General features: G+C 60.1%; 11 protein-coding genes, 1 tRNA gene and 2 pseudogenes. 10 read left to right on the top strand and 4 right to left on the bottom strand.

Annotation, left to right across the window (positions count from 1 at the left end; genetic code table 11):
• The first annotated feature begins 483 nt into the window (after positions 1-483).
• Positions 484-555: transfer RNA gene (locus KIH79_RS12060), tRNA-Glu, on the top strand.
• A 177-nt stretch (positions 556-732) separates the two neighbouring features.
• Here KIH79_RS12060 and KIH79_RS13290 read toward each other — a convergent pair.
• A pseudogene (locus KIH79_RS13290) lies at positions 733-942 on the bottom strand (helix-turn-helix domain-containing protein); the annotation flags it as partial.
• A gap of 185 nt (positions 943-1,127) precedes the next feature.
• On the opposite strand from KIH79_RS13290, the gene KIH79_RS12050 reads away from it, so the two are divergent.
• The 8 genes from KIH79_RS12050 (at position 1,128) to KIH79_RS12020 (ending at position 5,440) form a co-directional block, all read left to right on the top strand.
• The gene (locus KIH79_RS12050; RefSeq protein ID WP_095346999.1) at positions 1,128-1,349 is read left to right on the top strand and encodes a hypothetical protein; all 222 of its coding nucleotides are present in this window, start codon (positions 1,128-1,130) and stop codon (positions 1,347-1,349) included.
• Positions 1,350-1,450: 101 nt separating this feature from the next.
• Complete coding sequence (locus KIH79_RS12045; RefSeq protein ID WP_012576942.1) at positions 1,451-1,624, top strand: hypothetical protein; 174 nt, start codon at positions 1,451-1,453, stop codon at positions 1,622-1,624.
• A 193-nt stretch (positions 1,625-1,817) separates the two neighbouring features.
• On the top strand, positions 1,818-3,014 hold the full coding sequence (locus KIH79_RS12040) for a helix-turn-helix domain-containing protein (RefSeq protein WP_219059597.1): 1,197 nt from the start codon (positions 1,818-1,820) through the stop codon (positions 3,012-3,014).
• Positions 3,011-3,538, top strand: a complete 528-nt coding sequence (locus KIH79_RS12035) for a WhiB family transcriptional regulator (protein WP_012576939.1) — start codon at positions 3,011-3,013, stop codon at positions 3,536-3,538. Before KIH79_RS12040 ends, KIH79_RS12035 begins: the two co-directional genes overlap by 4 nt.
• A gap of 43 nt (positions 3,539-3,581) precedes the next feature.
• Positions 3,582-4,178 carry a ParA family protein gene (locus KIH79_RS12030; protein ID WP_236023843.1) on the top strand — a complete coding sequence of 199 codons (597 nt, stop codon included), beginning with the start codon at positions 3,582-3,584 and terminating at the stop codon, positions 4,176-4,178.
• Between the two features lie 4 nt (positions 4,179-4,182).
• Entirely contained in the window at positions 4,183-4,422 is a 240-nt protein-coding gene (locus KIH79_RS13000; RefSeq protein WP_236023842.1) for a BrnA antitoxin family protein, read from the top strand.
• A gap of 146 nt (positions 4,423-4,568) precedes the next feature.
• A complete protein-coding gene (locus KIH79_RS12025; RefSeq protein ID WP_101616410.1) occupies positions 4,569-4,976 on the top strand; it encodes a transcriptional regulator in 408 nt (135 codons plus the stop codon).
• Positions 4,977-5,041: 65 nt separating this feature from the next.
• Positions 5,042-5,440 (top strand): hypothetical protein, encoded by a 399-nt coding sequence (locus tag KIH79_RS12020; RefSeq protein ID WP_236023841.1) that lies wholly within the window; start codon positions 5,042-5,044, stop codon positions 5,438-5,440.
• Here the strand turns inward: KIH79_RS12020 and KIH79_RS12015 are convergent.
• The 3 genes from KIH79_RS12015 to KIH79_RS12005 form a co-directional block, all read right to left on the bottom strand.
• A complete protein-coding gene (locus KIH79_RS12015; RefSeq protein ID WP_219059596.1) occupies positions 5,411-6,583 on the bottom strand; it encodes a hypothetical protein in 1,173 nt (390 codons plus the stop codon). The genes KIH79_RS12020 and KIH79_RS12015 overlap by 30 nt on opposite strands.
• Before the next feature lie 263 nt (positions 6,584-6,846).
• Positions 6,847-7,611 (bottom strand): hypothetical protein, encoded by a 765-nt coding sequence (locus KIH79_RS12010; protein WP_219059595.1) that lies wholly within the window; start codon positions 7,609-7,611, stop codon positions 6,847-6,849.
• Complete coding sequence (locus tag KIH79_RS12005) at positions 7,604-9,091, bottom strand: AAA family ATPase (protein WP_094667179.1); 1,488 nt, start codon at positions 9,089-9,091, stop codon at positions 7,604-7,606. Before KIH79_RS12005 ends, KIH79_RS12010 begins: the two co-directional genes overlap by 8 nt.
• A 348-nt stretch (positions 9,092-9,439) precedes the next feature.
• On the opposite strand from KIH79_RS12005, the pseudogene KIH79_RS12000 reads away from it, so the two are divergent.
• Positions 9,440-11,749 (top strand): annotated as a pseudogene (locus KIH79_RS12000) (LPXTG cell wall anchor domain-containing protein); the annotation flags it as partial.

Here is an 11,749-nt window from a genome sequence, read left to right as displayed (position 1 = left end):
ACAGGTACGATGGACGGCACGGTGGAAACCCGCGTTGAACGCGTTCGCCATCACCTTCGCCGATCGCTGGCCCGCCAGCGAGAACCAATAACCAAACCGCCAGTTACACACTTAATGGGACAGTCCCCAAATCCCCACATATGTTGGGGTGGTTCATTCCATATGAGACCGGGAGGAAACGTCGTAAATGGCGTGCCCATAAGGGGCGTGGCGTGGAACCGTAGAAGAGGGGACGAGGGTGGCCGGCCCATGGTTTCGCGCGCGTGCGCGGAACGGAGGAACCCGTTGATCTTGGCGAAGGTGAGCTTGACACAGGCATAGTTCCGTCAGTGATGATCATGGTCGGTGATGATCGTGGATTGATCAGAGTGCCTTACTCCTTGGAATGCAGCCAATCCGCGCGTCGGCGACGTTCGATGCGCCAGCGCGACACGCCGATGTTGCGCGTATGAGCCGACTTGCGTATTATCAATCGAGTTGTTCGCCCCCATCGTCTAACGGTTAGGACACCAGACTTTCAATCTGACAACGAGAGTTCGACTCTCTCTGGGGGTACTCACCGGCTCCGGGTTCCACGAGGTATCGTGGACCGGAGCCTTTTGTTTCCAACGGTTTCAGGCCGTCAGCTTGGCCTTCAGCTGCTCGAACAGGAAATCGCGCGGTGGTCGCTGCCACCAAAGATGCACCTAAGTTCCCCTCTCCCAGCATCTGACGCATGAGCGTGTCGTCCAGCAGGGACGTCACGGGCACGCCGAAGTAGTCGGCCAGCGCCGCGATGTCGGGGATGCTCCACGTGTTCTTGTTCTTCATCTTCGCGCTGACGCCGCCCCTGGTCATCTTCAGGGGTTCCGTGAGCGCCGTCTGGGACAGGCCGTGCGCGGTGAGCAGCATGCTGATGTTCCATACGATCACCTTCTGCAGGTATTCGCCCGAGTTCGTCATCCGTTTCTTTATCGTCGTGGTCATGGCAATCGCCCTTTCACTGCTTCGCAAACGCATGTTGGCATGTCCAACATCTCTGGACACGATATTAGCACTCCGACTTGCGAAAGGCAAAATACTTAATTACTATGTCAACTGTGAGTAGACAAAAGCATTTTTCCGTACTGTCTCCAGTGGCTCGTTGGATGGCGCAGCAGGGTCTGTCCTGCCGCGGGTTGGCCGCGGAGATGGGGCAATCGAAGTCATCGGTTGCGGGAAAGGTGAACGGCTCCCTCCATTGGCAGCAGGCCGATCTCGTCTGGCTGTATCGGATGAAGGGGCTGCCGTCGGATTTCGTGCTGGGCAACGATGCCGCCCTCGTGAACAGGCTGCTGTCTCCTCCGGCAAAAGAAGGTTCCGCGCACTAGGCGCGGAACCGAACGACAACCGAAGGCGTCTCCGACCCGTACATCCGCCAAGATTCCCGGCCGCCGACGTCTTGCATCCCAAGTGAAGGAGGGTCATCGCCATGACCGATTCTACCAATACCGCCGGCATTCGCCCGGCATCTGTCTTTGAGCCTAATCGCCGGCGCGACGCCGCGCGGCGGACGACGCGGGCCGGCGGCAACGTCGATCTGCGCATCGCGAAGGCTCATGTGCTGTCCATGCTCGCCCACCCGTCCCGGGGCTCGCGCCGTTGAGGCGCGCGTCCGCGGACCGTTTCCCTGATACCGGCCGAACCATGTGGTGGTTGGTCGTTGCCGCCGTGTGCGTGTCCGGCGGTGTTCTCTCGTATGCGTTGTGCCGCGCCGCCCGTCTGGGCGACGACATCGGCGCGAGGCTGCGCGAACGCCGCGAAGCGGACCCGGCGCATGACGGCGGGAAGGTCGAGCGATGAGCAGCAGAGCCGAGAACTGGGCATGGGAGCGCGACGACGTCAAGGGCATCACCAAGTTCGTGCTGGTGTATCTGGCCCGCCGCGCCTATTACGACGATGGCGCCGCCGCGTGGCCGAGCGTGGAGACCATCGCGTTCAACTGCGGGTGCTGTGAGCGCACCGTGATCCGTTCGTTGCAGGAGCTGGAGCGCAAGGGCTACATCAGGCCCGGCGACCAGGAGATGTCGGCGCGCAACCCGCGCACCCGCAAGCCGATCGCCAAGGGACACCGCTCGCGCGTGTGGGACGTCGTCATGGACGGCGACCGTCCCGCCGAGAACATCGAGGAGAAGCCCCGGAACTTGGACGCGCTGGCGGAAGGCGACGGCAAATCGAATCCAGACAAGGACAATTTGTCACCCGACGGATTGTCACCCGAGCCGAAGGACGTGGAGCCGAGGACAAATTGTCCCGGAATCTTGGACAGAAAGTCACCCAATAGACAAGTGATAAACAATTCTCCCCTCATCCCCTTCGGGGATGCTCCCCTCAACGCCGAACAAGCCTCCACGAAGACCGAACCCGTTCCGGCGACCGATTGGGGCAAGGCCCTGCCTCCCAGGGGCTGCAGGAACCCGCTATGGGTGCCCGAACCCGGCAAGCTGCCCGAGCCGGTCACGGAACGCGCAGGCCAGGAGGTGCGCGTGCTCGACGGCATCCGCCGTCGCATGCTCGCCGTGGACCAGAGGTTCGATGTTCCGGCGACCATGGCCGACCGCAAGGCCGTCCACTCGTTGCTGATCGACAGGCCGTACGGCGAGATCGTCGCGACGATGGACTGGGCGTACCGCAACCGCTACTGGCTGCCCCGGCTCACCAGCGGCGCCAGGTTCGCCGCGAACTACGTGCAGCTGCGGCTGGAAATGCTCACCCATCCCGATCCGACGGGCAAGCGGGCGCCGGACGCCCCGCTGCCGGTCGTCAAGGACCCCAACCGGGCGATACCGGTCAGCTCGTCGTCCGCGAGCCGTGTGCCGATCTACGGGGCGGCGCTGCTGCGCACCTCGCTGTGCCAGGAACACATCGAAGGCGTCATCTCGCAGGAGGCGTGCCCAGTATGCGCGTACGACAAACGCAACCACGCCACCCACGACGTCGCCGGACGGCGCAAGGCGAAGACCGGCGCGTCGGCGGAGGCGGTGGTGCGGCCATGAGCGGAGACGGGCAGCGTCTTGAGGCGTGGAAGAAGGCCGGCGAATGCCGCGACTTCCCGCAACCATGGTCCGACTACCTGTGGTCGCTGGAGTTCGAGCACCGTCCCGGCGACGCGAAGGCGTTCCACTCGGTCGCCAAGGCCGTGTGCGAACGATGCCCGGTACGCGCCGAATGCCTGGCCTACGCGGCCAGCGGCGGACTCGAATGGGGCGTGTACGGCGGCAAGGTGTGCACCGACCGGCGCAGGATCGCGCGCATGGCCGAAGCCGACGGCGTCCCCTGCCGGGACCGCGGCCTGCCGTGGCCGCAACGCTGGCGGCTGCTCACGGACTGGATACGCGCCCACCGGAACGTGTTCGACGAAGCCACCGGCGAGGCCAGCGCCGAACGCCAGCAACGACGCCTGCGCGCACGGGGCAGGACGGCCGATCGCCCCGCCCCGCATGAGCCGTCAGACAATCAAACATTCAAACAAGCAGGAATCCAAGCAATCAGACAAGCGGACAATCAAGCGACCGACTGACCGGGTTCGCATGATATCCGGCAGTCGCAAAGGAGAAGAACGAATGCGCATCGCCATAGCCAACGCCAAGGGCGGGGTCGCGAAGACCACGTCCAGCATCTACATCGCCTCGGTCATCGTTTCCAGGGGCGGCAGGGCCGTCGTGTACGACGCGGACCCGCAGTCCAGCGCGAGCCTGTGGGCCGCAGCCGCGGAACAGACCGCGGACCCGCTGACGTTCGACGTGCTGCCCGCCAACCAGGCCACGCTCCGCCAGCTCGCCGCGGGAGCCGACCCGGACGAATGGGCGATCATTGACGCGCCGCCGCAGGGACCGACCCTGGACATGGCCATCAAGGCGGCCGACTTCGTGATCGTGCCGGCATCGGACTCGCCCATGGACCTCCAGCAGGCATGGAGCACCCTCGACATGGCCAGGATGAGCACGCCCGCCGCGCTGCTGCTGGTCAAGGCCGAACGCAACACGAAGGTGTTCCGCGACACCATGGACGCCCTCAACGCCATGGACACTCCCCGGTTCGACACGATCGTGCCGAAGGCCCAGTCCTACAAGCGTTCGCTCGGCACCAACCCGCACCAGCTGGGCGAATACCGCGACCTCGTCACCGAACTCCAGCAGATCGCCGGAAAGCAGGAGTGAGACCATGCAGGGCAACTACCAGCCACTGGCACGACCGGTGCCGTTCGACGACGTGCTGCGCCAACAGTGCAAGACCTCCAAGACCACGGGCGAACCGTTGGTCATGCTCTCATTGCGCATACCCGTATCGCTCAAGACCCGACTCAAGACCACGGCCGCCGCGCACGACCTGCCCATGCAGCAGCTCCTGCGCGACGCCATCGAACGCGAGCTCGACCGGCTCGACGGCGACGACGAGCCGTGACCCGTCAGACAATCAAGCAATCAAGCAATCAGGCAATCCGACAATCCGACAATCCAGCAAGCAAACAAGCCAACAACCAAACACTCAGGCAGTCAAACATGCAGACGCGATCCGGCAAGCCGGCGCGTCTGCGGAAAGGAGACACTATGGACTATTCGATGGAGGTCTCCGTACTCGGCGACCGGATCAGCATCGGCGAGGAGGCGCACGTCATCACCCTCGGCGTGAACACGGGATTCCCCGCAGGCTCCACGGCGGGACTGGCATACACGCTCTCGCCATTGCAGGCCCGCGTGTTCGGCGCGCAGATGCGCGCGGCCGCGGACGCCGCGGAGGGGCATCCGGGCATGCCGTCCGACGAGGAGGTGAACGCGGCGGCGAAGGTGTTCTGCGGCGGCGTGTGGAACGGGTTCGACCCCGCCAGCATGATGCCGACCAAACAGTTCGACCGGTTCTGGGGCGACGGCGAGGGCCACCAGCTCTACCTAGAGATCGCGCGCCACGCGCTCATCGCCGCCCGCATGTCCATCCTCGCCGGGCAAAACGAAAGCTGACAAGCAGACAAGCCCGCATGCAGACAATCAGACAATCAAACTTGCCTGCATGCAGGCAAGCGGACATGCAAGCAATCAAGCAAGTCAACAATCAGGAAAGCAAACAATCCAACAATCAGGAACGGAGCGGAACCATGAACGACAACCACAACGAAGACGAAGAGCCCTTCGACGGCACGAGCGAGGATTCCACGCTCGAAGACCAGATGAGCGCGCACATCGCGGCCATCGCCGCCAGCGGCGTCGCCGCCGAAGCCGAGGCCCTGGCCAACCGACAAGCCGACATGGCGGCCAAGGAACGCCGTGAAACCAAACTGGCAATCCTCGCCGCCATCGCTATCATTGGCGCTTTCGCTATCTGCGTCATTAAAACGTTAAAAAATATACATGACCCGAACGATAATCACTTTGATAGATATAGAAAATTAACCCAATTAAACCAATTGTTCCTCAGATTGCATTAGGTCAATAAGTCGCCGAGTTAAACTGACGTTTTTCTTTAGTTTTGCGGTTCTTGTTTCAATAAACAGGAACCGCCTATTTTTTGACGATAAAGAAAAGTAGCAGATATAAAGCAATAGGATAAACAATAAAACACAGCTTACATAAAACAGGCATTGATGAGACGTAAGAATAAAAATCATACTTAAATACATTGATGCAATAAATGAGAAAACCGACAATGCAATACAATAAAGTATTTTTAGTGGACGAATTTCTTTCGCCGATCCTTCAAACACCTTTATTGAATCATAAAGGATACTTCCTAGAACGTAAACTGATAACCAGTAAAAAACAATCAATGTAAAAGAAATCACCAAATTGGCCAACAATAACTTATGCTGATGCACGGATGAGCAAACATAGACCAGAACCACAAACGACAATCCGATACCATTAAGAGTCCTATTCCATCTTCCTACACTGCGAAACACATGGCGCTTTCTTTTCCTATTGGCGACATTGCATAGCTCTTTTTCCGCTTCGTGCAATCTATTGGATAATTCCTTCAATCGAGTACGATAATTCACAGATATATCGCCTATGCCGTAAAGCATAGTGAAACAAAACAATAAACCGAAAATAAGAAGAACACCAAGTCCTTTCCCATATCGGAGGATCAGACTAGCGGATGACAGGCCGAGAAAGCAGACGGAAAGATTACTGAATCGTATGAGCGTTCTACCCATAGATCTGAATCTGAACATATGGTTTTTTGAAAGATCCTCAACTGCGATACCCACGGAAAGACCCGCAACTATCGCCAATAGAGCGAGGATAATAGACAGGCCTGCATCTTCTGCAAAACAGGGGAAAGCTTTTAGTATAGATTCCGTCTTGTTCCAAGAAGATTTTTCTGCCAACTCATTTAAAGATAATTCCTTACAATGATGGGCTATGGCTGAAATAGAGGATAATATTATTCCAATAATAAGCCAGAAAGACTCGTATCCAAGCCATCGTAAAAATTCAGCGTTTTCAACCTTGTTGTCAGTATATATACTATCTAGGTCGATTCCCGGATTACCAACCGAAATATGATATTCATTACTGCGATATAGCGGACTTTTATAAGGTGTGGAGATATGCTTTTCATGTTTTGTCATATTGTATACTTCCTTGTATGTAATCATTTGCAATTTATCGACAATGTCTTATCGACTGCGAATCCGCGTTCCATATAGTCCTCATTATCTACATCATGCTCGCATTTGTCGAAGCTGAAATAGATGCAAAATATAATATTATAGACGACCTCTGCGTTATGTTACAAATACTCTAAGTCTATATTCTTAACCATAATTCGCGTCCGCAGCCGGATGGTCCTAGGATTGCTAATGCGACTCCAGGCTATCCAGCTACGGATGACCTATTGTAGTTCGCCTGCAAGGTATGGTTCCACGAATGCGAGGTTGCTGCCACGTTCGAGCGAGTGGAAGTCCTGCATGGCGTATTGCCAGGATTCCTCCCAGGTGGCCGGGTTGCCGTGTATGCGTCGCAGGGATTGAAGGGTCGTCGAGAACAGGTTCGGGTTCTGCGTGAAGCGGTCGGCCAGTTTGATGGCGCCGCTCTGCTTGTGTTGTGCGTCCAAGTTGTCGGTCCTGCCGCGGAACGCGTGTTCGAGATTGCGGCTGACATAGAACAGACGGTATGGAATCAAGACGGTGCGACTGCCCTGCTTCTTCCTGAATCCGTCGAGTTTCAGCAGAGCGTCCACGCCGTTTCGCTTGACCGTCCGGTCGGCGATCAGGGAGGTGCGGTTTGCAGTGATGATGTCGGTCGTCGAATATAGGGTCCCTTCCGCTGACGCATCCTCCCTCACGCAGTCGTCGGGCGCAAACGCGCCGTCCAGATCGCAGATCTGGACAATATTGCCAAGCTGTCCCCATGTGCGGTCATGGTCTTTGAGGTAGTACTCCACGAGTTCGCGCACCGTTTGTGAGGGTTTGTCCGCGGGATAGAACCCGTTGCGCCGGTGGAATTCCTCACGGTGATTCGGCGCGGTCAGCACGTCGCAATGGAATTCCTGACCTTGGAACAGGCGGTTCTCGATCAACGCCGAGAACGCCGGCACGAGCAGGCTGGCGTCGCTTGCGCCCTCCACGACCAGCAGGACGATCTTGCGTTTAGCCACGGTCCGCCTCCGTTCCGGCGGCGTTGAGCGCGGCCAGATCGTCGTCGATATCGTCGTCCTCGTCGGGGTGGCCGGCGGCGTAGAGGCTGTTGCCGAACATGCGCGGGATGGGCGAATCGTAGATGTCGGGACCGCTCCATCCGAGTTCGCTGGCCGTCAGGTACCGTTTGCGCTGGTTGTTCGTGGAGGACTTGCGCGGGATGGTCGCGAACCGATTCTTGGGATCGGTCACCGTCGTGCGGATGCAGCTGTTCGGCAGCACCTCCAATGCCCGCAGGTTATGGGCGGTGAACACCAGTTGCCCCGCGCACCCGTCCGCCAGCTGGCCCAGCATGTCGCCGAGCAGCAGCTCGAACACGCCGGAGTCGAACTCGTCCACGGCGACCAGTGCGTTCTCGTCGTTGTACGCGTGCTTGAGATAGCCGAGCAGCGCGGTGATGCGTATGATGCCCTCGCTCTCGCAGCGGAAGGGCACCGTGACGTCGCCGCGGCGGGAGAACAGCTCCGCGGTGACCCGGTCCTCGCCGTCCTTGCCGGAAGGCGCGGTGCCGGTCTTCAGCAGGACGTGCAGGCCGGGCACGATGGTGGGCAGGATGCGGTCGAAGGACTCCACGGTCTGCCCGAGTCGCTTCGCCTGGCCGGGGGTCAATGGATTGGGCTGCAGCAGGTCGAACGCGAACTCCGTGTTGCGACCTTCCGGGTTCTCCTCCATGATCGGGATGATCGCGAACGCGGCGTAGGAGCCGCGACGGGTGGTGGACACGAAGATGTCGTTGGTCGCGTAGCCGCACAGGGCCTCGCGCAGGCGAACGAACTCGCCGAAGCGTTCGTTGATGTACGTCAACGATCTGGCGGACACGCCGTTCGCCTCCCGCACGCGGGCCACAGCCCAGTCGATCAGGAACTCGGCGTCCGGCCGGTCGTCGAGCGTGGCGCACCGAGAGAACAGGAACGAACGCCCCTCCATGTACGCGCGGTCCGCGGTGCGCGAGATCACGGTCTTCACCGAAGCGACCGCCTCGATGGAACGCCACACGTAGACCGGGGTCGACACGAACCCGTCCGCCTCGGAATCCTCCATACGATGTCCCAACACCTCACGGCCCAAGCGCGAGGGATCGTCGCCGATACGCACCGATTCGGCGACGACGCGCGCCCGCGTCGAATCCGGGTTCGCCTTGCGCATGGACACCCTGTACTCAAGATAGTTCGGCTTCTGCTTATCGCCGACGAGGAATGTCGCCGTCACGGTCGCCGAACCGGCGCTGGCGCTGACGACATCACCGGCGGTATCCGGCAGCATATTCCCGGACAACAGCGCGCGCAGTATCCCGATGGCGTCGATGACGGTGGTCTTGCCGGACCCGTTCTGCCCGTAAATACCCGTGACGCTGCCACCGGTGGGCAGATCATCGAAATCCAGGACGCCATGCGATATGTTCCTCATGTCGTCCAGAACAAGTCTTTTCAAACGAATCATCGCATTGCCATTCTCTAAAACTCACAATAATCAATTTTTAATTGAAATACATGACTATTATACAGTGTAACCTGTGTGCATACCGCCGCGTTTCGCAATCAGATCATAACCTGAGCGACACAACAGCCCAGATCCACGATGAGGTGGTTCGACCGGGACAACGTCTGTCCGCCGCAAGACCACCTGGAGCGGGGTGATGCTGATGGTGCGTTCGGGGTCCGGCGGCCGGCCGTCGGGCTTGCGGGCGTGCTTTTCTTCCAGGGACCCGGGAGGAGGCGGGTTCTGGAGTCCCCGTCTCCTCCCTTTCCCGGAGAGGGGCTTGTGATCGCATGTGGGAAAGGATTTCGTATGAGGTTCGGGAAGAAAGGCACCGGCGCGGTGGCGTCGATCACTGCCGCCGCGGCGTTGCTGGCCTGTCTGGTTCCGGTCGCGTTGGCCGATAACGGTGGCGGTGGTTCCGGCGAGGATGGCGGCGGTTCGGGCGGTGGTCCGACGCAGACGGCCGATGTGCATTGGATCTACAAGGATTCGTGGCCGGCCACGCTGGATGGCATGAAGACGGCGTTGAGTGACGCGAAGGTGCGTCTGTCGTCCGATCTGGCGAACGGGCAGAACCAGTTCGTGAACATGAACAAGACTTTGAGCGACGCAATCGATGAGTGCCAACGCTCCTATACGGGTGAGGGGAACGCGGACTGCCGTCTGGTGGCGGTGGGCTACGTGCGCTTGGCGGATGGTTCGTTCAACGGCAGCTACGTGAGCTCGAACGCGAAGAACCGTTGGGAGGCGCAGTGGAAGGCCGAGGCGAAGGGCGACTACACGTATCAGGGCCAGAAGTACTCGACCTCGACCACATGGAAGGACAAGCTCGGCACGCGCAGCGTTGACTCGCTGGCACAGGAGTCGATCAACTCCAACCCGAACGCCTCGTTCCGCGTGATCGTGCTGGCGCAGAACCAGCCACCGGTCGATTACAAGCTGAACGTGACCACCAGCCACAAGCAGAAGACCGACATGCAGGTCGGCTCCACCGACCCGATCGGCGACGTCATCCACGCAGACAACGGCGGTTCCGCGATCAAGGAGACGTTGAACGGCACCGCGATCATCCATTACGAGAACGGCCCCTACATGCCCGCGAAGAGCGTGAGCAAGCCGATCAGCTTCTCCAGCAATGGAGACACCCAGCTCGACAATCTCGCCTCGCCGAAGGATTTCGGCATGAAATACTGGGCCGAGGGCTCGTACTGGATCGACATCCAGGTGCCCAAGCAGGGCCGCATGCAGGCGGCCGTGGACACCGCGGACCGCGATCCGGCCGAATCCTGGAAGGTGAGCCCGATGCCGCCCGAGCCCCCGGTCAAGAAGATCGAGGACGGCGTGAGCGCCGACCGGATGACGAACCGCACCACCATCACGTACGGCACCGGCCGCGGCGGCTACGAGATGCGTTTCCGCGACGTGATCGAACCCAACGGCGTCGAATACTCCGTAGACAACTACAGGCTCATCGACAGGACCGACGGCAACCGCGACGTTTCCGGCGAGTTCGAGATCAACTGGGACAAGGCGTCGAACACGGTGTCGGCCGCTCGTTCGGCGGACAACGGCGAGATGCCCATGGACCATGTCTACGAATTCAGCTTCGACGTGACCGTGTCGAAGCCCTCCGACTTCCAGCAGGTCAGGGACCATGCGTGGGGCCAGTGGAACCACGAGCCCGAGGCCGACGCCGGAACGAAACAGTTCGATACGTGGCGGCCGAATCCCGACAAGAGCTGGATCCGCCTGAACGCGAAGGGCCAGTGGGAGGCGGTCATCGACCCGAAGGAGACCAACCAGACCGGCGCCGACGATATGACGCTTCTGGACGGGGACCGGGTCGCCTCGGTGGTCAACGGCACCATCGCCAAGAACCTCATCCAAGCCCCGGAGGCTCTGACGCTCACGGACGACTGGTCGGCCGCCGACTACCTGTTCGACGCCGACGACAAGTCGAAGATCAAGGTGTACGAGGCCGATGCCGGCACCGATCGCGAGTCCAGCGTCACCGACATCGCCAACCACGGCAGGGACGTCACCGACCAGTGGGCGATCACGATGGAAGGCACCACGGTGACCGCCACCGCAGGCCAGGCCTACCGCGAGGGATTGAAGGGGCTGAAGACCGCGAAGCAGGTCACGCTGCTCATTCCCGGCAAGGCGTCCTATGCCAACGGCAAGGGCGCGGGCCAGGTGCGCGATGACTTCGGCAAGCAGTCGAGCGACGAACTGTCGTTCTGCACCACGCCGGATGGCAAGGCGCTGACGAACAAGGGATCCCAGACCGTCAACACGCACACCATCCCCACGAACGAACCGAAGATCTGCGGCTACATACCGCCCGTCGTCAAGGACGTGGTCGGCGAATCCTCGCAGGGAGGCGACCAGGCGTCCGTGGACGGCAGGGTCGTCTACCCGGGCCAGCGCGTGGAATACCGTCTGGAGACGCAGCCCCACCTGCCCGGCAATCTCGCGTACTCCGTCAGCGAGGTGGCGGTCACCGACACCTACGACGAGCATCTTGAAGTGGACAAGCAGACCCTGGAGGTCACCGACCTGTCCACCGGCAGGTTCATCCCGAAAACCGAGTACGAGACCCAGTGGAACGACTCGCAG

Origin of the sequence: Bifidobacterium miconis, from assembly GCF_019331735.1 — a bacterium.
GTDB classification, from domain to species: domain Bacteria; phylum Actinomycetota; class Actinomycetes; order Actinomycetales; family Bifidobacteriaceae; genus Bifidobacterium; species Bifidobacterium miconis.
This window is presented reverse-complemented; position numbering and strand designations above follow the sequence as displayed.